The sequence below is a fragment of the Bacillus sp. cl96 genome (genome assembly GCF_900100505.1).
Classification (GTDB): domain Bacteria; phylum Bacillota; class Bacilli; order Bacillales; family Bacillaceae_G; genus Bacillus_A; species Bacillus_A cereus.
The window spans coordinates 1-24,450 of sequence record NZ_FNDM01000027.1 but is presented as its reverse complement, the minus strand read 5'-3'; the positions used below and the strand labels follow the sequence as shown (position 1 = coordinate 24,450).

Here is a 24,450-nt window from a genome sequence, read left to right as displayed (position 1 = left end):
TTCGAACGATTAGCCATCTTAGGGCTAGCAGATGGCTCTATACCTGCATTTGCATTATTTTGAATACCTTTACCTATTGTATTTAGTGTTTGACGATCAGCATTTTCTTGTGCCTTTTCTTTACCTTGCTCTTGACCACTCTTAAATTCACTTACAGTACCTTTCACACCGTCCGATACGCCTTTCGCAACGCCTGATACTTTTTCTTTCCCTTTATCAACAGCGCCACCAACAGTCTCAGCCACTTTATTTCCTGCATCATTCATCATGCCGCCAACTCCACGATTAGTAGCATAACTCAACGCAGCGCCCGTATTTCTAGCAAATTTCTTCGCTTGCATACCGCCGCCTTTAGCATTATTCTTTTGTTCTCCATGTAGATCAGCACTCTCATGATTCGAGTCCATTTCAGAGCGTTTAGGCGTATCCTCTCGTGTTTGTCCACTTCCACCACTCATTAGGTTCTTCGCACCACTAAACATACGACCAACGCCCTTCACAGCTCCTTTCGCTGCCATAGCTCCGCCAACCATACCCATTAAGTGATTCTTTCCTTCTTTTAATCCAACATCAACACCAAAGTATTTTAAAATAGATTCTGATCCTTTAATTAATGCGACAGTTAAACAAACCATTGCTACGATATATAAAAACGCATTGATGTTTTTCTCTGCTAAATAGTTAACGATAATTGTATAGAATCTTAAATTTAAACCTGTAAAGGCAAATATTAAGAACCCTTTAAAGATATCCTGCATTACCATTTTTGTTTTTTCGCCCGTTTCAATATCTGTAACGAATACAATTGGCGCAATAATTTTCTTCATGGCAATTTCAAATATCGTCATCACAAATACGAAAACTGTAAATAAATAAGCAACTCCTAGAGCTAATAACCCCAAAAATATAGTCCCGAAGTTCATTGGATAACGAACATAGCCCCCTGGAAATTTATCCTTAAATGGATTAAACACACTATTCTTTATTTCTTCTATTACTTCTTTATCCCCATCATTTGTAATTTTATAAGATAAAAATTTCGTTTCTTCAGGAATTCCATCCTGCTTTGATAAATCTTCTATAGACTCTGGTGTCACTATATCCCCCAAATTTGCTTGAAGGAAGACTTCCTTTCCCATTCCATTTTTCGGTTTATTATCTGTAGATGAAATTGCTGGTTCATTTTCCTTTTTCCCTCGTATTGGATCGAATCCTGTTTTACTTAAATAAATCAGATCAGCTGTATTCTGCTTGACTAAATCCCAAGCCAATCCATCTTTTGTTTTACTAGTGTTTGTCGTTTCCGAAAAGAAATCAGTGGATATCTTCTGCATATCCGCCATCAACTCATTTAATCCACCTAGTAAGCCAATCATTACAATAATGTTAACTCCTACTGATTTAAAACGTGGGGGCTTATGCTGAATAATTGTTCTAATCCCTAACCATACGACAACTAATACGAATAAGGCATAGAATAAACCCTTTATAATAGATGATGCAAAGTCATTTAATCCTGCATCTTTTAGCACATCAAAAAAAGAAAAAGTGTCAGGAATTAGTCCTTCTAGCGCTGATACGATATAGAGTAATGTCTTTATTATCCCTCCTTGAATTGTTTGCCAAATAGAACCTAAAAAATCAGCATATTGTATCCACTCATTTTTTAAAAAGACAATTGCTTTTTCTGTATCCACATCTTTCAGACCAAGAAATTTGTACCAATCAAAAGCATACGCAATCGGTGTGAACGTGAAACTTCCAAATAGCATTGCGACTGCTAAAATCCCTAGAACTAAAGATTTTTTACTACGTAACATCCATTCTTTTATTTTCATAGTAGCCATTACTTTTCTACCTTTCTGCTTGATTTCAAATCAATTACTCTACCAACATGTCCAATATTTTTTCTAAATACATCTTGATTTCATCATCTGAAGAATGTTCTTTTAAAAACTTCACTTCTTCCGTCTTTGGAACGATGGTATGTTTTGCATAATCTAATAGCATTTGTACAAGTCGTTTCTGAATATCTTCAGTGTCGTTTCTATTTCTTTTCTCTTTCACAAGACCAATGAGCGATTTAATCGCTTCATTAATATCTGTTTGCTCTTTTTTCACTACAGGATTAGCTTGTTGCTTTTTAATATATTCCTTTTTCGCAACTGGATTTAATATAAAATCCAAGAAGTTTAGGTATAGCTCTGTTAAATCTAATCCTGTATGTAAGGAAGGAATATCAATATCATTTAAATCATTTGAAGTATCAAACAAGCTCGATAGAAATTGCCAACGAAAAGGCATTGTCATTCCTTGTGTATTAAAAATCGGATATGGTCGCACTTTTTTCCTATTTAAATCTTGTCTATGCAATGCACGAATAACTAAAGTTTCTCCCTCAAGAAATTGTGATAATCTATCTGGAGAGATGATACGTTGTTGGTCTGCACTTTTCGTTACCTTGTTATCTGTATCCAAGTGACTTTCATTGGAAGATTTTCCAATAATAGTTTCATGTCCAGCACGTTTTGAAATTTCTTCAATTGTTTCAGGATCTGTCGACATAATATAAAGATGATTTTGACAGTTTTGTTTGATTTCTTTCGCTTGCTTATCATATAGTTTCTCAATTTGCGAGTATGACTGAAGCACCAAATTAAACAGCATATTACGCCCAGCACAAACCGTTAATACCCCACCCATATCATCAATAGGTGGCATATTACCAAACTCATCTAGTAAGAAATGGACACGCCTATAACACTTTTTACCCTTTGTATCATTACAATTCATCGATAGCTCTGTATACAGCTGCTTAACAAAAATACTTGCTAGTGCGTGATTCGACTTATCGTAGTCGGGGACGATCATAAATACAGCTGTAGGCTTATTGGAATACGATAACTTCGCTTTCGGTTGTAAAGGAAAAGTATTAGCTTTTAAAATCAGTGTGACTTGACGCTGATACTCAGGTTTATGTTCGCATCCCTCTTTCTTTTGATAAACAACTTGCCCCTTTTCATCTAGCAGTTTTTCAAACTGTAAGCTATAAAATAATCTGTACTTCTTTTTTTGGTTTTCTACATCTTGATAACGAATTAGTAATAAATCCCCATCTTCTAGGGATTCATCAAAGTTCATGTTGCACATACCTAAGGCTTTCACCTTAATTTCATAGCTTAAAATTTCCGTTTTTTCTTGGTTATTCTTATGAAAAGATACCGTTACACGCTTATTCAAAAATCGTTCATCCAACTGAAAAAATAGATTTTTAGGAAAACCTACTTGTTTTAAATCCAAGCTTGATTTCGAAGTCATTTTTGCAAACATTTTATCCGCAAAAGTTTGTAACCCTTGATTGGCTGTTGCTAGAATAGACCCCTTTGCTTTTTCTCCTGCAAAGCTAGTTGATCCATACTGCATCTTTGCGACATTACCTTGCGGTAGACTCTTAAAATATTCATCTAATGCGCTCTTTTCGGTAAAATCATCAGGCTTCTCTTTATAATAAAAAGTACCTAATTCATTTAGCATTTGAGATACATTGTGCATTGTAATCTTTTCAATACAGTTATTCTTCACACAATAGTCCACGATAGCGAGAATAATACCGTTAATCGCATTTTGTGCAGATGTATTAAAGAATGCATTATCACCAGCATTTGGGTTGTTATAAAGAGAGAATGTTAATGTATTCGCTCGTTTAGCCGCTTCTTGGTCATCGCCATTCACCCATGCATCAATGACTAACTGTAACGGGTTATACGACATTCCTTGTAAGGGTTCTGAGATATTCAAAACTTGAACATCATACCCACGTTTTTCTAATGTCTCTTTAGATGCACTATACAATTATAGTGATAGGTAAGCCTTTGAGATTATCTCCAGCTTTTCCCCCACTTCACACCGTACGCGCCCGTTTCCGGGCATACGGCGTTCCATCGTTTCCAATTGAAAGAAATTGTTACCGTTAAGACTGTTCGAGTATAAATTGTCATACACTTTTTTTTGTGTATCATAATATTCGTTATGTCTTAGCTTGGTTTTCTTTAACATGGGCTGTAACCTCCTTATTACTTTGGAGCATTACATCTCTTAGTCTTACTCGAAACCATGTTAACCAATAGTAACCTTCAATCTTCAATCGACTAGTGGCTATCCCTCCACGTTCATTACACGTTTCATCGGTACTGTGCCACCACTTTCACTGCCGTTAAACCAAGTTATATCGACAACTAATCTCATTGTGACTTTCCTTGGCAACACTTCAAAGAGAACAAGCCCTCCATGTCGGCAGCTTACCACGTTCCGTCATTCTTATCTGTACATACACTTTTAGGTTTCCCCTATGAGCCTGCTACCTTAATAACGCCTGTAACGATATATGGGCTTTCATAAAGGAGAGTTTTACTCACCCACAGTAGCGACACTTATTTGTGTCAGAGAACCTTTCGATTCCCTCCCGATATAGACCCGTACCATCAGGGATTCGTCTGCGCTTACTAGCGATCGCCTCTAGTTCATCGCGCATCCTAACCTTGAGTGTTTTATAGACCTCCGGTCTATCAGTTACACCATCCACCGCTGAATAGCTTTCGTATTAGAGATACTAATTTACGGTAACCTTCAACCGACTTCACCGAGCTTCACACAGTTCAGTACTTGCTTACTTTCCTGCATGTCGGAGGATTAAGGGAAGCCCTTCCAGACGTTACTCCTTCATTTGACTTCTCAAAATGACAGTTCACTGCTGAACTGTTGAGTTCGACAGTGCCTAAGCTTTTCACTTAGGAACGTGTCGCGCCTCCTTTCGGATCATTTACAACCATACTTGATTGATTTTTTGCTCTACTCAAATTATCAATCATTGGTACGACAATCGTTTCCCCTTTACCTGAACGAGAAACCCCTAGTATTGCTGTATTGACTGTATCTGTATCGACATAATATTTGTTCTTATAATGTGATACAGGAACACCGCCATACCCCTCAAACATTTCCGTCTTTTCGGGAATTTCTCTATACTGTTCTTGAATTTCTTCAATTGTAGTAAAACGGCTATCCCCCTTTTGACCATAAGCTACATTTTCGTCACTTCGATAATTAACCTTTGAATACACCAAAAAACCCATCACCGTAGAAGCTAATAAGCCAAACAAGTACATATTTGTAGGCAGAACAGGAAGAAAAACATTTTTAATTGAAATACCTTTCTCCCAATCCGTACCAAATACATCAAAAATAGTTGGCTTTTCAACCGTTTTTGATAATTCATTTACAATGGCGTAGTACGTACCTGCTACAAAATTTAGTCCACCTAAAGGAAAAAGCACCGCAAGTGAAGAAATTGCGAGTGCTTTTTTATTTATCCTATTCTTTTCTTGTGGCAGGTCTTCACCATCAATATTGTAATTATGATGAAGGTACTTATTCCGCTTGAATTTTAATAGTGTCATTTTCGCATTCCCTCCTTATTAACCACTTACTCAGAGTCCATTAGTCTAGCTAAAAATGTTCTCCGTTTTTTTGTAGACGTTTTTGTTTGTTGTTGCATTACAGGTTGTTGTGGCTGTATTGGAGCTTGTTGTACTGGCTGTTGATACATATATACTGGCTGTTGTACAGGTTGCGGATACATCATCACTGGTTGTTGTAGTGGCTGTTGTTCTGGGTTAGCATGAGCTTTTAATAACTTTTCTTTTAAATCTTCTATGATATTCAATAGCTTCTGTTCTCTATCGGTGCTCCTTACCTCTTTCGCTTCCTCTTTTCTTTGTTGTAAGTTTAGTGCTTCTACTTCAATTCTGTTCTTTTCTTCTTCTATTTTTAATTGACGTTCTTTCATTTCTTTATCGTGCTCTGCTTGAATTTCTTCTTTCCATTCAGGGATTAACTGCTTCATTTTATCCTCTAAAACCGCAAACCCCACTTCTTGTTGTTCATTGGCAGCGTTCATAATCTGTTCTGTCATTTCTATAGAATCAGATAAATACTCGTTCTTTTTATTGATCAGTTCTTTTTTGCCTTCTACTTTCAACTCATACACTTTCTCTAAAGTTGCTTTTCTCTTTTCAATTTCATTTTCTTTCTTTAATTCTTCTTCACACGCACTTACTAACGTATTCTTACGCCCTTCTAATTCTGTTTGATATGCCGTAAATTCTGCTTCTTGCTGCAATTTAAAAGACTCTAATGCTAATCTTTGTTTTTCAGTAAATACAGATAATTTTTTTTGCATTTCTTGCATTTCTTTGTTCTCAAACTCATTTAACTCTGCTAACCTTGTTTGGAAACCTTGTTCAAAAATGTCTTGCAGCCTTTCTTCAGCTTCTTTTTGATAATCACGCATCATGACTTCTTTATAAATATTTTCAAGAGCCAAACGGATTTCATCTCTCAAATTATTTACTTCTTGGTAATATTTATCTTGAATCAGCAAAAAATCTTTTCCACTTAACACGTTTTTTACATATTGCATTTTTTTCTTTTCAAGCCCTGTAGTTGCTTCCTCACTCATACCAAACCGACTTAGTAAGTGCTTGATAGTAAATCGTGAATCATATCTTTCTTGCTTTGTCTCAACTTCACTAAGGTTCAGATATTCTTCATAATCAGGGAATGTTACACCTTGGTTCTGAGCTTCAATTACAGGCTCTTGATTTGTTTTCTGAACGTCTGAACCGTTACTAAATAGCTCTTCTTCTATACTTTGAACTGAATCAACTTCATTTGTAGGAAATGGTAGTTCTTCAGCCACTTTTTCCAAGTTCACTCCTGCGGGTAATTCATCTTGTTCTTCTTCTTCAATTGTAAATGGATCATCATCTTCTTTTTCATCTAAAGCAGCAGCGTGTTCTTGTAGCCCCTGAATATCTTCATCCTCAAAATGATGTGTTCCCCTACTTTTCAATTCATGCATAGGCATTTCTTCAAAAGGATTTTCCTCTACACCTGCAAACTCTTTTTTCACTTCATTATCACCATGTGGTACTTCTTCCTTTTTTCCAAACAATTTAGCGAACAAGCCACCTTTTTTCTTTTTAGGTGCTCCTTCCTCATGTTCTATAACTGCTCCACCTTCTTCAGCTCTGTAACTTTCATATATACCTTGTTTGATTTCCATTCCTAAGTTATAATCTGTTCCTTTTTCAAGGTCTTTTGAAATAGCATTGAGTAAAGAAAATTCACTTCCTACTTGTACCGGTAATTCAAATTCATATGCCTTTTCATTCTCAACATCTTGCAATAACAGTAGCACTTGATCAGATTGTTGATTTTGTTCAATATATCTTTGAATTAACTCTTCTGCTGCCTTTAACCCTAGTTGTTTTCCGTTCCCTGCTTTATTCTTCCTTAAAAACTTTTTGAAAGCTTTTGATTGTTCTTTTTGTAAAAACTCTACAATATACACTCTCTTAACCTCATTTCAAATATAGAATTTTTTTAAAACAAAAGAGAAGCCCACAATTAGTAAGCTTCTCTTTCAGTGTGTTTCTTAGAAACCAGCTGTAACGCCTTGAACTGTACTTGCGAAAGTTCCTGCTCCCCATAAAAGAACACCACCAACAACAATGTAAAGTAGCCATTTTTTCGCTGTACGGCTTGGCCCTTCGCCGAACATGAACATGAAAGCAATAATACATACACAGAAAATAATAACTGCTATACCAAGTCCTTGTAACTTTCCAGACCAAGATGTTAATGCATTACTTACAGAATCAAAGAAATCATTGTAAGTTAATAATTTGATAGCAAAAATATTGAATAGATCCATTTTAAATTCCCACTTTCTTATTTATGTGATTGATTATTTTGAGTTAAATGATTAGGTTTCGGTTGTGCATCCGATTGACTTTGTGTTTTGTTCTTTTTTTCCTCTTCAACAACAGAAGCTGCGATGAGATCCATCGCAGCTCCTTCTAACATCTTATTTCTCCACTCAGGATTTCCCCCTTGAAGTAGAGATAAGCAATTGTCACTTACAATCTTTTGAGACCATTCCTCATATATCGTTCCTTGTTTCTTTAAAAGCACCGCTGCTGCATTCTGCAATGGTGTTTTTTCATTTTTACCAACTTTCCTAGCCATATCTAATTGACTCCTTTACTTAATACTTTGTGTTTTTTTGAGAAATAAAATGATGGAATAAACCTTCCATATTAGGCTTTTCATCTAAACATATTGTTATAATCGCAATAAGTGTGATTACTCCCCCCATAAGAACTATTAAGCGAAAAGTATTATTTTCTAGCATTTCTCAAACACCTACTCTCTAGCGTACTTGCGAGATTGCAGATCCATGAAATTCCATCTTCACATCAGGTAAATTAAAAAGTATGATTTTCAAATTTGCTATTACCTGATAATCAACAACGTCACCGTAATTAACTTTTTTATTTAGTTGCTCACTTTTTATAGTAAAAGCTCCTTTGTATTGACGATCACTATATTCCTTCAAATTCTGAATAGATTCTTTTGTTAATCCACCATGTCGTTCTATTTGATAATTCACCTGTTGTTTATAAGAATTTACATCGTTCAATTGAATGCCGAAAAGGGTTACTGCAACCATCAGCATGATTAACATTAACCCTACAAACCATTTTACAATTGTCATAATTGAACCATCTAACATATTTTACACCCACTCATTTTCATTTCACCCTCCCCTATTATTTATGAGAGATTAATTGATGATAGGTGATATACCAATACCGCTGCTGCAAACCCTACTACTAATATGAAAGAACTCATTACCATTTTCGTAGGGAAGAAATTAAATCGTCTTAACTTAAAAGCGATAATTTCATCGATTGCTCTTTGTAACTCAGCACTTGCTATTTGTCCTAACTCATTAATAACGTTTGTATCTGATGAATTTTGTTGAAAATCATAAACAAGTTGCATAAAGTTTATTGACATATCGCTACCACTTGAACGCATAGCATAATCGGTGAATGGCTGAATATCATTTGGTTTGTCTGTCATTTCCGACATTAATTTAGCTAACGAATTTTTATCTACTGGCTTTTCCATACGATTAAGTATTTTACGAAAAACTTGATATAGACTCACTGATTCACCCGCCTCTTTCAAGTAAGGCATTAATAATCTAGTGAATTTAGAAAAATTTAAATGTCTTTCAAATTTAAAAGCACTATATACCTTATTAACGTGTGTATATTTAGAACGATACAAGAAAATTGGTAGACCAATTGCTATGAGGTAGCACCAACTGGAGAGAAACAAACCTAATAGCAATCCGAAAATACACATAACAAATGATTGTAACAATCGTCTCTTTTGAAATTTATCAATCATTGCCTTTGTATTTCCCATTTCTTCTAACATGCTATATAAATCTTCTTCCGCCAGTAATCGATTGTAACGATTTTTTTTACTACTTTTAGCTGTTACTATCTTCATACTTTGACCTCCATTATCGAATCATCGAAAAAGTATGCAGTAAAGGATTTAAAGAAGAAAAATATTGTACTCATATAAATACCACCCGTAACCCAGCCAATAGGGTGTCTTGCAAATGCTGTTATATACGTATTAACACCAAAAGAAACAGTAATTGCCAAGATGAACACTACTATAATAAAACAAAGAGTTTTCATATCTTTCATATGGCCCTCTTTCTTTCTTGCATAGTCATCCTTTTTTTCTTTCGTTTCATTGTGATGAGTTTTAATATCTTTCAATGTCTCCAGGTTTGTTCTCCCCTCTAAAACACATGTTTCAAGTTGTTCTAAATACTGATCAAATGTAATATCTTCTCGATATTTATTGGACAGTTGTTTAAAAGCATGAATCACCTGTGTTTGATCCGCCCCAATAATATTTGCCATTAATATATTTAAATCTTCCCTCAACTCCCCATTTGCACGCTTAATCGCTCGTTTTAAGGAGATTAATAATGTTTGATTTTCATTCGATAAGAGAGAGGTCATATTATTGACAAATTTATTTCTTTCCCTAAATGAATCACGCTCATATGCCCTTTTAATAATATTAGGCATTAGCACTTTCAATCCGTATAGTGCCCCCATCAATCCTAAAATTAATGAGAGCCACCATATATAAAGTAAGAGAAAAGAAAATACCCCTGTAACTAGACCTGGAATAGCTGCATATCTCATATAATCCTTTTTGTTTAAGGGTTTCCCATATGCTACCTTGAATGCATTAATTTCTTCGGCATTCACAAATTTCTTTTTTCTTGTTTTTGCATTAAAAGTAGAGATTTTCAAACCTTTACCTCCTTTCTCGGAGTTTTCCATTTTTTATCTACTAATGATTAAATCCTTTTTAACGGCTACTTCATCCTTAAAATCAGGAAGTTTATAATTCATATCATTTTCCGCTAACTTTTCATAAAATTGATCAGATAGATTTCCTGTTGAATAAGTAAATTTACCATTTTTATATTTTTGTTCAAATACCATTCTGTTACCTTCTGGCGAATATTCCACAACCTTTGCTAGATAACGAATAACTCTATTAATCTGTACATTCCCTTGTTTAGTTGTTTTTACTACCAATCGCTTAATATGGCATCCAAAATTAAAATAGCGCAAAATATCCTCTTCTAGAGATTTTTCATCAAATTGGTATCCCATCTTTGACATATTAACAAGTCGTTTTGGAGAAGTTTCTGCATCTACAGAGTGTAAAGAAGTAACAATATGATGTCCTGAGAACACCGCTTGAATCATCTCATATGCTTCTTTACCACGTAATTCTGAAATCATTATCCAGCGTGGATTATTTCGCAATGCAGCTTCTATAAGATCTGTAACAGTAACCCCATGTCCCGTTAACCAACTAAACACATCTTTATCAGGAAATAGTTTTTTTACATGCGTTTCAGGAACATCTTCAATCATAATTGCCTTATGTTCAAATCGGATATATGAGAACAAAAGCTTCAAAAACTCGGTTTTCCCTGTCCCTGTTTCTCCTGAAATCACAATGTTATTTCGGGTTTCCATGAGAATTCTAAAGAATTCAAGCATGAACGTAGGAGCAAATGTTTCAAAGTTTCCTTCATGTAATGCCAATCTCGGACGAACAATCCTTAATGACATTGTAGAATTCCCTGTTGTATTTTGGTGATGAACCGCATTAATACGTACAGAGTCATAAACACCATCAAAAATAGGTGATTTAGGAGCAAACTCTTTTCCCACTGCATGAGCAAATTTCTGTATTACTCGTGTTATATACTGTTCCGTAATTTGATGATCAGTGTCTCTATGAATTTCTTTATAATCACTAGATTCTACAATTAAGTGACTTGAGTTATATGATATATCAGTAATATCAGGACGTTCATTAATTAACCTTTCTATAACACCTGTTCCAACAATTTCAGATACCACATACTCATAAACCTCAACCAATTTATCTTCTGGAAAATCCATGAAATGAGCTGCATATTTCTCTTTAATAATATCTTTGATTTTTTGTCTTGCTTCTTCTTTTAACATGGCATCAATAACTAATTCCGCTTTACTGTTTTTCAAATCATTTCTTATTGTTTCTAAAGATTTTTGAAAATTCACAGAGCTAAAATCGTTAAATTTACTGTCTTTTTTCTTTTTTACTGCTACGTTCTTAAACGCTTCTAACATACAATTCTCCTTTCTGCTAGGATGTTGCAATACTTACTTTATAAGTTGCTTGATACGTTTGATCTCCGTCATGGATAATGGCTCGAATTGCTTTAGTAGAGCCATTCTTATTATCTCGGTACTTAAATTCATATGTTGCATCGTTACTGATTTTCACAAGCTTATTTGACTCAATACGTTTTTTAAAATCCTTTTCAAAATCACTCTTTACAATAAACAGCTCTCCACTTTGCACACGAGAGCTATTATCTACATTCGAAATTACACTCGCTCGAACTGTCTCTGTAACTCCTTGTGTGACTGAATCAGTAGCAAAATTCTCTCTATAGTAATAACCACCTATGGAAACTAAGAAAATCCCTAAAACGATTATCACTAGGATGAAAGGATGTTCTTTCACTTCTTTCACTCCTTTCCAAGCAAATAAAGGGAGAGCTTACTCCCCCTAATTTGTTGGATAATGGTTAAACATCCACATTTAAAAGAGTTATTTTGATGCAGCAGCCAGTTTTTGCTTAAACAAATCAATTACTGATTGTAAAATTTCAGGATAAGCGATTAGGATTGCTCCTAACAAAACACCACCAACAGAAACTGCACCAATCATCCACCAACTACGATCCGTATTTTGATCTAACATATTTACTACATCCTCTCAATTTTTATTTTTGTATATAAAAAAGAGACGCAATTAAAAAATCACGTCTCTTTTTCTACCAATTATTTATTTTTTAATACAACCTAATGCCTAATTTAATAGCACGCTCTACCGTTAAGTATTTGCCCATCATAAGCATATTAATTGCTCCTAATGTAGTAGGCAATAAATCATTTATAATACTATGAATCTTGTCTTTTATAAAAACAATCCACATATTAAAACTAAATCCATCAAATTGACTCGTATCAAAGCTAAAGTCAAAGTGGAACATATCACCTAATGATAAATTTCCCGAAAGTAAATTTCCGATGCCAGCTTGTGTAAAAGCAGAAAGGCTGCCTTGCAACGAATATCCAATTAAACGAATTACTATTCCTGTAATTACGAAGTATAGCGCCATAAAGATAATTTGTTTCTTGGCCGAATGATAAGTTAGGACATTCACACATTTTTCATCTCCTTTCCTATTGCTTTAACCAAGCAACATCTACATCTGACCAACCAGGCGGTTTGCCATTTGAGAAAGGATTTTTTGGATCAACAGGCTCTAACAGTAATTCATCATCTTCCAGGGTTTTCGAGCCAATTGTCCCGTACATATATGCATATAAATTTAATGGTTGTGTTACCTCAAAGTTAACTTTATTAGCGCCTATAGGGATTCCCGATACTATTAAAACGTTGTATTCTCCCAGATCTGCCCAAATAGGAACATATAACTTTCGCTTCCCATCCTTTATTGCATTCTTAATACGTGGATCATGGTCTTTTACTTGTTGGTCTGTAAATAAATTACCCGTTTTTTGTTCCACATTAATATGTGGCAATTCAAAAAGATAATCAGTGTTCTTTTTGTCCGTGCTGCCTGTTTTCTCAGCTTCTTCTAAAGGAACAACAAATTGATCACCTTTTTTCTCATAATTCAAATGAGAATCAATTAATCTCTTATCTACTAAAGCATTTGTCTTAACATCATAAGAAACCGCTAATTCATTGTTATAACTAACTAATGGTTTCAACTCAAAACCATAGCCAGTTTTTTGTTTAGGTAGCTGTTTTAACGGAATTGTAAGTGTTTCATAAAAGACTTCCATCTCTTTTCCGACTTCACGCTCCGTCATTATAACGCCTTTATATTTTAACTCAGTAGATGCTTTTGTATTTGCCTTTACAGTTTCTTCAGAAGAAGTATAACCATCCGTATCTACTTTTCCTTTCCCATCTACGATAAAAATAGATTCTTTATTGACTTTTTCAAATCTAACCTCGTAGTTTCTCTTATTATTTTTCTTTAAAAATTTAGGATCTACCTTGAATTTTATTTCCTCCGGTAATTCCTGAATTGTATATACTTTACTGTCTACCAACTTATTATCAGACTTATCATATAAGTTAACAGCAACATTACTCTTATTAGAGTCCTCATAAATGATGTCCTTGTCTAAACGTACAATTACTGGCAAACCAATATCAGCAGGTGCAGTATCGATTCTTATTTTTCTAAGACCTAAATTTGCATCTGCTACAATTGTATATTTCACCTGGTTAGAAACAGGAGATAATTTGTAATCAACAGAGGTATTTACCACTGTTTTACTTACGTAAAAATCTCCAAATTCATTTTTATGTGTGCCGTAAACAAGATTCATTTTTACAATATCGCTGCTACTTAATGAATCATTTATATACAGCAAAATAGAGACCACTTTTGATAGATCCTGCTCTCCTGTATACCTATACCAACCATTTGACTTTAAATCAATTTTGTTTGGATTATTTGATTCAACAAAGCTGTTATTAAGCCATATTTCAACGTTCTTATTATTAGCATTTTCTAGTGCTATTTGTCTCAAGAAAGTAACACCATTAAAAGCAGATCCATTATGATCCTTATTTCTTGGAACATATGTAAGTGCCTTAATATGTGACTCATCTTTGATTGTCGTATACGGTTGAACACCGACCACATAGTCACTGTTCTTTTTCCCTGTCACTTTCTCAATTGTTTCACTAACACCAACCATACCAATTTTCACAACTGAAATATTCTTAGAACTTGTCCTAAATTTTTCTGCCCTTGTGTCCATCGCACTACTAAGAACATTCGTAATTTCCAAACCTACCTGATTTCCTTGCGGAAGTAGTACAGGATTAATTCTTGTCTCAAAGTTGATTTTTTTGAGCGTTTTATTACCACGAGTCAATGTGTCATGCCAAATCAAATGATTACTTCCATCATTTTGTTGCTCAATTTTTGGTTCGATATACTGATCACCATATTTAGCAGAACCAACCACATAATCAAGACCTTTTGGTATTTTCACTCTCATTTCTACTTTTTCATCTAATGAATTATAATCCATTGCATCAGGTAACTTTACTAAATTATCAACGGTTACACTAACATTATCTGAACTGTAGTAAGTATTTTTATTTGTTTTCACATCACTACTCGTCTCACCATTCATAATGCCTAGCGTTTCAAAATTCACAGTACTTCCTACAGGAGATTGCAGTTTTGTTATATTTCCCTTTTCATCATACTCAGTAAAGTTATTATATTTCCCTTCACCACGTACTCGATAACCCACTTTTCTATCAGCTGAAGGATACACTATTGAATCCGTAACCGTTATGTTTGGCGTTCCTTTTTCATTAACACTACCTATTTTCTTTGTTTTTACCTCTAATGGAATATTCCATGCTACAACCTCACCATCCCCCATAGATGCATTAATATCATTTTTGATAGCAGCTACTTCACCTTGTTTCTTTGCTTCATCATATGTGCTATACCAATCATAATCCTCATCTTTGTTTTGGGTTAGTGTTTCAAAAGAATTATCTCCTTTTTTAGATATTCCAAAATAGATTTTTTGTTTATCACTATTTGTAACCCTTCCCGCAGAAGTGTTGGGATACCCCTCGTTTAACATGTTCTTCCTAGCTGTTTCCGCACTATTTTTAGATAGATAAAACGAATCTGTATTCCACTTATAAATCATCGTTGTACCACCTTCTGTAACAGCACGAACATTCAAATGACTAACGACTTTTACATTTTGTCCTACTATAACTGTTGGATCTCCTTTAGATACAGCGCTATAGCCAACATTTGGTGTACCTAACTCCTTATGATCTGTTGTATGGAATGTAGTTTGTATGGAGTATGCACCTTTAGGGTTATTCCTTTCGGTAAGCGTGTATCTTCCAACAGTGTTATAAGGAATTGTATTACCCTTGCCATCCTCATAAGAATCAATAACAAATTCTAAATAATAAAAAACATTATTCGGTAGATTATCCTTATTATTTTTACCCAGTACAGGATAATATTCATTTGTTGAATGTATTAAGAAACGTGTGCTTGAAAATGCTTTTTCATTCTTTCCGAAGGTAGGAATTACTGAATAACCTGGCCTTGACATCATCGTTGGGAAAGTTGAACCAATTACATAGTCTTCTATACTACCCGTATAACCTACACGATCCTTTGTAATTTCTGGTTTATTCAAACGTACTGTTCCACTATCCCATACACTGTCAATCGTGTATTTATCAATATCACTAGCATTCCATATATCTTTTGGAATATATGATTTAGGACTGTTTGCTGTCTCAGTACGAGGATCTTTATAGCCCTTCATACCAATTTCAAAACTTTCCGTACCTTCTTGTGGCACTTTATCTACTATTTTATCAATAGCCTGATAGTTAAAGATCTTTATCGGTTTATCCCGACCCTCAAAATTCAATGTTTCTGCACCTAACGATTTATAATCCCAATCGACTTTTCCTGAAAAATTAAAGTGATAATTAATCTTTCCAGCAGGGAATGTAGCTCCTCGTAAATCAGTTCGGTTTGGTAAATTATTTACAAATAAATCTAAAGCAACTGGATATATGATTGTACGATCATCCTCTTTTGCATTGGGATCATAAACCTTATAATCCAATCTAGGCATTCCACCATAAGAAGCAGTAAAGCGAGCCTTTACATTAACCTTTCCTGAAGTAGTAACGGGACTAATACCATCAAATGATTGCGATACATTTTCATTTGCAATATCTTTCCCATCTACACTTATAACCTGGATTTTAATGTTAGGCTTTAATTTCAATCCATGCTCCGCCCCTTGTACTTCCACCGTAACAGGAATCATTAAGGAGTTACCTGTTTCCTTTAACGTGTATTCCATATCAAAAGAAACAATACCCTTTTCCAAATCCTCTTTACCACCAACAGCAAATTTTGCATTAACACGCTTGTTTGTAATTCCATTTTCTAATGTACCAGTGATTTTCATCTTAATATTTTTTAACGTTTCATTCTTCTTAGGATTAATCGTCACTTTCAATGGGTACGTTACTGTATCAAACGTCCTTACAATGCCATTATTAGGGCTAGAATCATTACCTGCTTCATCATTCGAATCAAAAGGTGCTGTTCCATCTACAATGTCTGAAGGCTTAATAAAGGCTTCAAAATCAAACAACTCACTACCTTTTTTACCATTTGCTACAACTACCTCGCTTGGATTAGTTCCCGTACTCTTCAGATCAGATTTTTCTTGCAGCACAGTCACATCGTCCGTTTTTTTCTCTTGAGCCTGTTTCTGGTCCGATGTACTTTCTGCATGTCCAATTGATACAAAGTCGGCCAAGCTTCCAAACAGAAGCATAACAACAAATAGTAAACTAAATGACCTTCTAAACCACAATCGTATTCCTCCTCTCTTTACAACCATGAGGATCTATCCTCACATGAGAGAAGGGGATTGGTTGGACTTCTTGCTCTTTCTTCCATATAAACCTCCTTTCAGTCGAATCATAGCGCTATGACAATTTACTTAGAATGGTATACCGCTGCTAATGACTCTGCTCCTCTATCTTCTTCAGACATCTCATCAACAATCCCCTTAGTTAGTTTTACAGTGCCAATTTCCTCATAAGGTTCAACAGAATATCCTTTTTCTTTTAAAATAGTCATTACATCCTGCATATCCTTCCAGGCTTTTGTTCCTTCTCCAAACTCAATAGTTACTTTGTTCAGCACTCTTAACCACTCCTTATTAAATAAAACTAAAAAGCCTACCATATATTTTTGATAGACTTTTGATTTCCATTTAATTCACTTGTAATTTAATCCTTGCTCTTAACTTTGGTATTATTAAACATGATACCCTCTGAATAAAATCGATTGTCTATGAGTTCAGGTCCATATTGCTCACATGTGAATTCTAACCCATATCTTTCCTTAAACTCATATATCTTGAATTTACTTCTTCTATTTATTTCTTGTTGAATTTCTTCCTCTGTTGCTACTCTTTCAATCTCATCCTCATCCATAAATACAGTTATGTTTTTTTTATTTTCAACTATAAAATAACCATCTAAGCGAGTGATACTTTCAATACTAAGGTAACTCCATTCATCAAGAGTTACAGAATATCTATTACTATGAAATAAAGTATTAGAACTTATTACCTGACAAGTACATCCTTTATAAATAACCCAATCACCATAATTTAAATCAATCCAATAGCTCTTTCTTTGTCGTTTTAACCATCGTATTAAAGAAGGTATCGCTTCATGCACTAATACACAGAATATAAATATGATAATATACGCTATTATCATTAAAATTACAGCTAATATTAAAAACGAACTTAAATTTAACCACTGGCTATTAAACCAATCAAGGTATAACCAATTAGGAATTTCACCAGTAACAAGCAAATTTATCACAATAGGGATAAACGTAAAACCGCCTATTGCAATCGAATCTTTTTTCAGGTCACTCTCAGGCTCAAACGTTGATTGATTAACAGAAATATAATAAAACAGCCAGTTTGTACACCATAAAAGATAACTCATAACAAATCCTGGTAATGAAATCCCATCATAAATATATCCAGCCATGCACGTCCCAATTATGATGAGCAAACAACTAATACGAAATATATAAGTTAGCCTTGCATCAATAACTTTTCTAAAATGTGAATACTCATCAATTTCTTTGGCATTCTGTTCCTTGCAACATTCACAAAATATTCCACGGAATACTTTGGTTAATATTATGCCATCACCTACTACCTGATAACATTTCGCACATCGAAATGCCCATCCAAGCTCGAATAACTCCTCCCTTAAAGACATACCGAATTCCGCTTTAAGGCACTCATATTTTTCTATTCCCACATCATCTATACACCTTCCCTCCTTATAAGCATCACTTTTTAATATTGCCTTATTTTCATTTTTCGACCTGACAATTTGATGTAATTTATCTTCATCTGTTATTCCTTTTTTATACCAAACATGAAAGACTGGCATTATATTCTCTCCTCCCTTCCAACTTCATTACTGTTTAAATAAAACTAAAAAGTCTACCAATAGGCTTTGATAGACTTTTGATTTCTATTTAATTCACTTGTAATTTAATCCTTGCTCTTAATCCTGGTACTTTTAATGGATCAAGCTTCCTTAACTCATCTATAAACACGAATTCTTTTTCCAGGAGTACTTCTGCTTCATCTATTGGGTACTCTTGAACTCCATCATCCAAAACAATTCTTTTATTTTTAGAGTAAAAAAGGAATCCATAAGTATAATCCTCATGAATTCCTTCAATATAAACTGACATTGTAACCCTCCATATTTAGTTGTAATTTTGCTCAGAGATTTTTTTACACCCTTTCGGTTTACCCTGTTCATCTAGTCTAATTGTCATTCCACCATATGTAACATTTCCAACAAATTTATTTCTATATAAATACTCACACCCTGTCTCTTTATCTACAAAAACCTTAATACCTTCTTTCTCACTTGAAATCTCTTGTACAGCTTCAGAATCCCCTGTTACCGGCTTATCAACATCTACACAACCAACAAGCCCTATAAGAACAAATCCTAGTAAGAATTTTTTCATACTATTTCTGCTCCTTTATGATCTTGTTAATTTTTACTGGTTCATACATTTCTAATTCTTCATTTTCACTATCTACTTTTTGAGTTTCAAAAGTAACGCTATAATTCTCACCATTAACTTGTACTTTACATGTTATATCTTTACTTACCCAATATGCATCCGTATTGGTGTTTAGTTCTGCATCTTCTGATAAAAATAAAAGAGTGCGTGTACCGAGCATTTTGAAATATTTGCTACTAATATTTAATTCTTTTTCAATCATCCCTTCTGCTATTTTTATATTTTCATGGGTTTGTTCTATCTTTATAGCATGCGCCTTATTGCTCTTATCAAGATACTCCTCCCAACTAATTCCTATATAAACTAGCCCTCCAACAATAAAGATAATTATGCTTATTACTTTAATTAACCCTATTTTAGATCTGGTATTCTTCTTTGTTTGCGAATCCATGCTACTTACCTTCTCGTTTTCCTTGATTTTCTTGCTGTCTTTTTCGTTCCCATTCTTGCTTTTTATAAAACATTTTTATTGATTCTTCCCAATACGTATATTTACAATCTGTTTCTTTTATTTTCATACTTCTTCTCTCCCTTTAATTTATTAGCCAATGGATATAAAGAACTAGCAATACTAATATTAGAAAAACAATTCCTGAAATGATAATAATATTGACCATTTTAAGTTACTCCCTTACTAACTTTTCAATATTTTTAGGGGCATACATTTCAGTATTCGTTTTTTTATCAATTATTTTTTTGACATTAAAATACACTTTATACTTTCCATCATCCGTTTTGACATTACAATTCATGTCCTCTTCTACCCATTTTTGATTATTTAGTTCTTTGCCATGTCTATTATCAAATAACTTAATGTTTTTAATATCCTTATTTAGTTCCTTTGCAATTAACTCTTCTGCTATTTTAATATTTTCATAAGTTTGTAGGGATTTTACCTTATCCTCTTTTGCTTCATTAGTCATCCATGTATAAGACCATAAGAAAAACCATATCATCAGTGCAAATATGAGACACTCTATACTAAATATCATTTTTATTAGCTTCTTCATGGGGTACCGCCAGCATTTCGGAAAAAAACCACGCTAAGGATTTTTTCTATAAAAAGAGCCGTTATATTAAGAATAAAACGGCTCTTTTATACGTAAAGGACGTAAATTCATTTGCCCAGTGTCATGTAATCCTTCAAATTTGTATTCTCCAAGAAAATTGATATGTTCCCATCCTAACGGCCACGCATATGGCATTAAATCTTCTCTAAATTCTCCTCTTGCTTTTAATTCTTCTACGGCTTTTTCCATATATACAGTGTTCCACACACTTATAGCGTTAATAATTATGTTTAGTGCACTAGCTCTTTGTAACTGGTCTTGGAGAGCACGTTCTCTAAATTCTCCACGTTGTCCAAAAAATATAATTCTAGCTAATGCATTGATTGCTTCTCCTTTATTTAAACCTTTTTGAACCCGTCTCCTTACGGCTTTATTAGATATGTAATCCAGCGTAAAGAGGGTTTTCTCGATTCGTCCCATTTCTCCAAGTGCTGTTGCGAGTTTATTTTGTCTTGCATATGATCCGAGCTTCCCCATGATAAGAGCGCTAGATACTTTTCCTGTTTGAACCGAGTATGCCAACCTTCTAATATCTTCATAGTTTTCTTTTATTAACTTTACATTAATTTTTCCTTTTAAAAGTGCTTGAACATTTTCATATTCTTCTCCACCAGGTATAGAAAAAAGCTTAGTATCTGCCAAATCACGAATACGAGGAGCAAATCGAAATCCCAACAAGTGTGTTAAAGCGAAAACTTGATCTGTATATCCAGCTGTATCTGTGTAATGTTCTTCAATTTTTAAATCTGTTTCATGATGAAGAAGCCCATCTAATACATGAAGAGCATCTCGTGCATTGGTAGTAATGACTTTCACATGATAGGCAGATAGCTGATCACTTACAAATCGATAAATGGTTCCACCTTTTCCCGTTCCATAGTGTGGATTGGAATCTGCATGTAGAGAACGTACAGCAATGGATAAACGCATACCATCAGAAGAAGAAGTTGTCCCATCTCCCCAATAGGATGATAACTTTTGTTCCTTTTGGAAATTCACGAGAATAGATTGAGCGCGAACCATTGCATCATCATACATTCTCCATTGTGAAGCATTTGCCATTTGTCTATAGGAGATTCCAGGGGTAGCTTCCGCCATTTTTGTAAGACCTATATTTGTCCCCATTGCCATCAAAGTAGCTAATACAATATTCTGTTCCTCTTGATCAGGAGATTGATTGGTAGAGGCGTGGATAAATTGATCATGAAATCCAGTCCAACTGGCCACTTCTATTAGTAAATCTGTCAGTTTTATTCTGGGTAACATACTATGAAGAAGTTTACTAAATGCTTTTGCTTCTTCTGGAGTTCCTCTATCCAATCGCTCAACATGTAGTTTTCCTTGACTAATATCTACTCCTTCTAATTTCTCGCTATTTTTTGATAACCATTCTAAATGTTCATTTAATCGGTTTATTCGGTCAGTTATATAATCTTCAGCTTTTAAAGGGGCTGTAAGGCCATTTGGAATGTTTGAAACTTCGTTCCATTCATCATACGGTATAAGATAATCATCAAATGCCTTATGATGTCTACTGCCTGATACAAAAATATCTCCTGAACGAATATGATTTCTTAACTCGGTTAAAGCTGCCAATTCATAATAGTGCCGATTAATGTTTCCGTCATCATCATATACATGTTTTTGCCAACGGTTAGATACAAAGTGTAAGGGAGCGCCATGAGGCACTTTTCGTTTACCTGTTTCATTCAATTCATGAATCGTATCAAGTGCTTGTAAAACGGGTTCTCCAGATTTCGTCGCTCTAAAATGAAGACTGCGTAATAAAGTAGGTGCATATCGTCTAACATAGGAATAACGAGTATTTAACAAATCCAAATAGTCATAATTTAAAGGCCGTGATAGTTGTTTTGCTTCTTCAACAGATTCGACCATCTCATTCCATGACATTACTTCATCTAGGGCTGCAAAAGCATCTTTACCCGTTTCTTTTGCCTCAATTAGTGTCCCGCATACAGTAATAAATTGTAAAATCTTCTCGTTTAATTTTTTCCCATTTGCTTGCTGTATTTCGTCTTGTTCTTTTTTCCCTTTTGTTTGAAGATTCATCATAAGACGATCATGAATTTCAATTGCGTAATCTATAAGGTCTTGTGTAATCTCCAATAAAAATGAGACTAACATACTATATCTTTTTACTTCATTGAATCGTCTAAAAGCATATGGCTCATATTTTGATCCTAATCTAGCGAGCTGCCGAAGACGATTTGTATTAATTTTTGTGGTATCAATAGTAAGACCAATTTTTTGAACAAATTGTAATCGGTCTATTACTTTTAAAAATGATTCTGGTGAAGGCTGGGCCGGTACATCTTTTAGCCATGCTAATGGAGATTTACCATTTATAGTTGGTAAAAGTAACGCATCTAATTGATCTTTTTGTTCTTGGACCAAACCGTCATGTAGTATACTATACACTTTCTGATCTGCTTGTTGCTTTGCTTCCCAGACGATATCTTCAATCACATACATAGCTGGAAGAATGACTTTCATTTTTCGCAATGTAGATATTGTTATTTCAATTAAATAGAGGGTATTATTGTTATCCATTGCTTGTTGCACTAAAAATTGTAATAAAGTTTCTTTATATTCAGAAGAAAAATTCTGATATCCATATTCTGTTCGAATTTCCCCAAGATGCTCCCATAAAGTATTCCCACGTTTGGCATATACTAAAAATTCTTCAGGTGGAATCTGTAACTGACTCGCAACGTAAGCCACTACATATTGTGGAATGTCTTTATATTCTGTTAAGGACCAGCCAGGATAACGAATTAATGCAAGCTGAAGAGCGAACCCTAAACGATTGTATCCTCTACGGTGTTTTAATATTAAATGTAAGTCATGTTTAGAAAAAGTATGAAATGTTACCAAATCCCATTCTGTTAAACGTGATAAATCCATTAACTCATTTCGTTGTGCCTCTGACAGTAATTGTTTAACTCCCATTGTTTCCCCTTTACTCCTTTATAAGAGCTCCATTTTATTTTTTAGCTGCAGTTGGTTTGGATTTGTGTAAAGTAGTGTCGTATGGATGTTAGAGTGCCCAGCTTGATTTGCAACTTCATGAATGCTAAATCCTTTTTCAATTGCATTCGTACAGAAGAAGTGTCGTAATTGGTGTGGAGTAATAACATTGCTGTATGATTTAAAGATACGATTGACGACCGTACGGTCGAGCTTTTCTCGCTTTTTACTAATAAAAAGATACGGAGATTCATGTGCTGTACTGTATGTTTTTCGATCGATGAGATAATCTTTGATAGCACTAAGTACCTTACTATTTAGTAATACAATTCGTTGTTTACCTCCTTTTCCACTTCGAATAATACATTCCCCAGTCTGTAAATTGAAGTCATTCATTTTGATAGATAATGCCTCTGAAATACGTACTCCTGTATATGCTAGGAGAGTGGCAATTGCATAATTACGTTTGTTATTATCCTCTAACACACTTTGTAAAAACTTTTTTACATCTAATTCAACAATTTGGGTTGGAGAAGCATAGACAGTTTGAACCTTTATCATGTCTGTTTTTAAAATTACTTGATCTTGTTGACTTCCTTTCTGTATTAGAAATTCATTAAATTTAGCAAGGCTACTAATCTTGTGGTTAATGGACTTGGCGTTCAACATTTTGACATTCTTTAAATAACTAATGTACTCTAAGATATTTTGTCGGTACAATTTTGTTAATTTTCTGTCATAGGAACCTTCAAACCATTTTATGTACTGTCTAATACCTGATGTGTATCCCTGAACAGTGTTCTCAGTTTTATTCTCTTGTTTAAGATAAGAAGAAAACTGTTTTGCAACATCCATGTGATTTCCTCCGCGTCTATAAATTGTGTTGCGTCTAAAAGTATTTATTTATCGATAAATTGTGTTGCGTTAAACCCCTAGATTTATATTTATTATAACACCTAATACAACACAATTAATATTGTGTTGTATTATTTTTTGTATAAAAAAAGACACTGTATGTGTCTTGGAATAATGATATATTTTCTGATTTTTTAACTCTGATTTTCTTAGCGTGGTTTTTTTCCGAAATGCTGGCGGTACCCC

Annotated in this window: 22 protein-coding genes and 2 pseudogenes; all 24 read right to left on the bottom strand. The window is 34.2% G+C overall.

Annotation, left to right across the window (positions count from 1 at the left end; all coding sequences use genetic code 11):
• Window positions 1-1,847 (bottom strand): pLS20_p028 family conjugation system transmembrane protein (locus BLT20_RS28865; protein WP_371127997.1); only part of this gene is annotated, 1,847 nt, incomplete at its 3' end.
• Between the two features lie 34 nt (window positions 1,848-1,881).
• Window positions 1,882-3,852 (bottom strand): annotated as a pseudogene (locus BLT20_RS28860) (VirD4-like conjugal transfer protein, CD1115 family); the annotation flags it as partial.
• Window positions 3,853-4,805: 953 nt separating this feature from the next.
• Window positions 4,806-5,456 (bottom strand): annotated as a pseudogene (locus BLT20_RS28850) (type IV secretory system conjugative DNA transfer family protein); the annotation flags it as partial.
• Window positions 5,457-5,482: 26 nt separating this feature from the next.
• Window positions 5,483-7,411, bottom strand: coding sequence for a coiled-coil domain-containing protein (locus tag BLT20_RS28845; RefSeq protein WP_016097484.1), 1,929 nt, complete (start codon window positions 7,409-7,411; stop codon window positions 5,483-5,485).
• Window positions 7,412-7,495: 84 nt separating this feature from the next.
• Window positions 7,496-7,774, bottom strand: coding sequence for a TrbC/VirB2 family protein (locus tag BLT20_RS28840; protein ID WP_016097485.1), 279 nt, complete (start codon window positions 7,772-7,774; stop codon window positions 7,496-7,498).
• A gap of 17 nt (window positions 7,775-7,791) precedes the next feature.
• Entirely contained in the window at window positions 7,792-8,088 is a 297-nt protein-coding gene (locus BLT20_RS28835; RefSeq protein WP_016097486.1) for a hypothetical protein, read from the bottom strand.
• Window positions 8,089-8,107: 19 nt separating this feature from the next.
• The gene (locus tag BLT20_RS30700; RefSeq protein WP_016097487.1) at window positions 8,108-8,254 is read right to left on the bottom strand and encodes a hypothetical protein; all 147 of its coding nucleotides are present in this window, start codon (window positions 8,252-8,254) and stop codon (window positions 8,108-8,110) included.
• Between the two features lie 18 nt (window positions 8,255-8,272).
• Entirely contained in the window at window positions 8,273-8,635 is a 363-nt protein-coding gene (locus tag BLT20_RS28830) for a hypothetical protein (RefSeq protein WP_016097488.1), read from the bottom strand.
• Between the two features lie 41 nt (window positions 8,636-8,676).
• Entirely contained in the window at window positions 8,677-9,426 is a 750-nt protein-coding gene (locus BLT20_RS28825) for a hypothetical protein (protein WP_016097489.1), read from the bottom strand.
• Window positions 9,423-10,256, bottom strand: a complete 834-nt coding sequence (locus tag BLT20_RS28820; RefSeq protein ID WP_016097490.1) for a hypothetical protein — start codon at window positions 10,254-10,256, stop codon at window positions 9,423-9,425. The genes BLT20_RS28825 and BLT20_RS28820 overlap by 4 nt, the downstream gene beginning before the upstream one ends.
• A gap of 33 nt (window positions 10,257-10,289) precedes the next feature.
• Complete coding sequence (locus tag BLT20_RS28815) at window positions 10,290-11,639, bottom strand: CpaF/VirB11 family protein (RefSeq protein ID WP_016097491.1); 1,350 nt, start codon at window positions 11,637-11,639, stop codon at window positions 10,290-10,292.
• A gap of 16 nt (window positions 11,640-11,655) precedes the next feature.
• Window positions 11,656-12,039: a hypothetical protein gene (locus BLT20_RS28810; protein ID WP_016097492.1), complete on the bottom strand. Its 384-nt coding sequence runs from the start codon at window positions 12,037-12,039 to the stop codon at window positions 11,656-11,658.
• 87 nt (window positions 12,040-12,126) lie between these two features.
• A complete protein-coding gene (locus tag BLT20_RS30695; protein ID WP_016097493.1) occupies window positions 12,127-12,279 on the bottom strand; it encodes a hypothetical protein in 153 nt (50 codons plus the stop codon).
• Window positions 12,280-12,370: 91 nt separating this feature from the next.
• Complete coding sequence (locus tag BLT20_RS28805; protein WP_016097494.1) at window positions 12,371-12,745, bottom strand: hypothetical protein; 375 nt, start codon at window positions 12,743-12,745, stop codon at window positions 12,371-12,373.
• A 19-nt stretch (window positions 12,746-12,764) separates the two neighbouring features.
• Window positions 12,765-17,048 carry a hypothetical protein gene (locus BLT20_RS28800; RefSeq protein WP_044129296.1) on the bottom strand — a complete coding sequence of 1,428 codons (4,284 nt, stop codon included), beginning with the start codon at window positions 17,046-17,048 and terminating at the stop codon, window positions 12,765-12,767.
• A 98-nt stretch (window positions 17,049-17,146) separates the two neighbouring features.
• Window positions 17,147-17,356 (bottom strand): DUF8088 domain-containing protein, encoded by a 210-nt coding sequence (locus BLT20_RS28795; protein WP_021729731.1) that lies wholly within the window; start codon window positions 17,354-17,356, stop codon window positions 17,147-17,149.
• Window positions 17,357-17,442: 86 nt separating this feature from the next.
• Window positions 17,443-18,636 carry a hypothetical protein gene (locus BLT20_RS28790; RefSeq protein WP_016097497.1) on the bottom strand — a complete coding sequence of 398 codons (1,194 nt, stop codon included), beginning with the start codon at window positions 18,634-18,636 and terminating at the stop codon, window positions 17,443-17,445.
• A gap of 88 nt (window positions 18,637-18,724) precedes the next feature.
• Complete coding sequence (locus BLT20_RS28785; protein WP_016097498.1) at window positions 18,725-18,946, bottom strand: hypothetical protein; 222 nt, start codon at window positions 18,944-18,946, stop codon at window positions 18,725-18,727.
• A 15-nt stretch (window positions 18,947-18,961) separates the two neighbouring features.
• Complete coding sequence (locus tag BLT20_RS28780) at window positions 18,962-19,231, bottom strand: DUF6440 family protein (RefSeq protein WP_016097499.1); 270 nt, start codon at window positions 19,229-19,231, stop codon at window positions 18,962-18,964.
• Between the two features lies 1 nt (window position 19,232).
• Window positions 19,233-19,682 carry a hypothetical protein gene (locus BLT20_RS28775; RefSeq protein ID WP_016097500.1) on the bottom strand — a complete coding sequence of 150 codons (450 nt, stop codon included), beginning with the start codon at window positions 19,680-19,682 and terminating at the stop codon, window positions 19,233-19,235.
• Window position 19,683: 1 nt separating this feature from the next.
• Complete coding sequence (locus BLT20_RS31220; RefSeq protein WP_016097501.1) at window positions 19,684-19,809, bottom strand: hypothetical protein; 126 nt, start codon at window positions 19,807-19,809, stop codon at window positions 19,684-19,686.
• A gap of 105 nt (window positions 19,810-19,914) precedes the next feature.
• Entirely contained in the window at window positions 19,915-20,214 is a 300-nt protein-coding gene (locus BLT20_RS28770) for a hypothetical protein (RefSeq protein ID WP_228522939.1), read from the bottom strand.
• A gap of 153 nt (window positions 20,215-20,367) precedes the next feature.
• The gene (locus BLT20_RS28765; protein ID WP_000538375.1) at window positions 20,368-23,331 is read right to left on the bottom strand and encodes a Tn3 family transposase; all 2,964 of its coding nucleotides are present in this window, start codon (window positions 23,329-23,331) and stop codon (window positions 20,368-20,370) included.
• An 18-nt stretch (window positions 23,332-23,349) separates the two neighbouring features.
• Window positions 23,350-24,204 (bottom strand): TnP I resolvase, encoded by an 855-nt coding sequence (gene tnpI, locus BLT20_RS28760; protein WP_000382147.1) that lies wholly within the window; start codon window positions 24,202-24,204, stop codon window positions 23,350-23,352.
• Between the last annotated feature and the right edge of the window lie 246 nt (window positions 24,205-24,450).

Coding starts and splice junctions, on each gene's coding strand:
- BLT20_RS28790 (WP_016097497.1), bottom strand. CDS start 18,636: ATGCCAGTCTTTCATGTTTGGTATAAAAAAGGAATAACAGATGAAGAT.
- BLT20_RS28815 (WP_016097491.1), bottom strand. CDS start 11,639: ATGTTAGAAGCGTTTAAGAACGTAGCAGTAAAAAAGAAAAAAGACAGT.
- BLT20_RS28825 (WP_016097489.1), bottom strand. CDS start 9,426: ATGAAGATAGTAACAGCTAAAAGTAGTAAAAAAAATCGTTACAATCGA.
- BLT20_RS28785 (WP_016097498.1), bottom strand. CDS start 18,946: ATGTCAGTTTATATTGAAGGAATTCATGAGGATTATACTTATGGATTC.
- BLT20_RS31220 (WP_016097501.1), bottom strand. CDS start 19,809: ATGAAAATAAAAGAAACAGATTGTAAATATACGTATTGGGAAGAATCA.
- BLT20_RS28780 (WP_016097499.1), bottom strand. CDS start 19,231: ATGAAAAAATTCTTACTAGGATTTGTTCTTATAGGGCTTGTTGGTTGT.
- BLT20_RS28830 (WP_016097488.1), bottom strand. CDS start 8,635: ATGTTAGATGGTTCAATTATGACAATTGTAAAATGGTTTGTAGGGTTA.
- BLT20_RS28835 (WP_016097486.1), bottom strand. CDS start 8,088: ATGGCTAGGAAAGTTGGTAAAAATGAAAAAACACCATTGCAGAATGCA.
- tnpI (WP_000382147.1), bottom strand. CDS start 24,204: ATGGATGTTGCAAAACAGTTTTCTTCTTATCTTAAACAAGAGAATAAA.
- BLT20_RS30695 (WP_016097493.1), bottom strand. CDS start 12,279: ATGTTAGATCAAAATACGGATCGTAGTTGGTGGATGATTGGTGCAGTT.
- BLT20_RS28765 (WP_000538375.1), bottom strand. CDS start 23,331: ATGGGAGTTAAACAATTACTGTCAGAGGCACAACGAAATGAGTTAATG.
- BLT20_RS28770 (WP_228522939.1), bottom strand. CDS start 20,214: ATGACTAATGAAGCAAAAGAGGATAAGGTAAAATCCCTACAAACTTAT.
- BLT20_RS28775 (WP_016097500.1), bottom strand. CDS start 19,682: ATGGATTCGCAAACAAAGAAGAATACCAGATCTAAAATAGGGTTAATT.
- BLT20_RS30700 (WP_016097487.1), bottom strand. CDS start 8,254: ATGCTAGAAAATAATACTTTTCGCTTAATAGTTCTTATGGGGGGAGTA.
- BLT20_RS28800 (WP_044129296.1), bottom strand. CDS start 17,048: ATGGTTGTAAAGAGAGGAGGAATACGATTGTGGTTTAGAAGGTCATTT.
- BLT20_RS28840 (WP_016097485.1), bottom strand. CDS start 7,774: ATGGATCTATTCAATATTTTTGCTATCAAATTATTAACTTACAATGAT.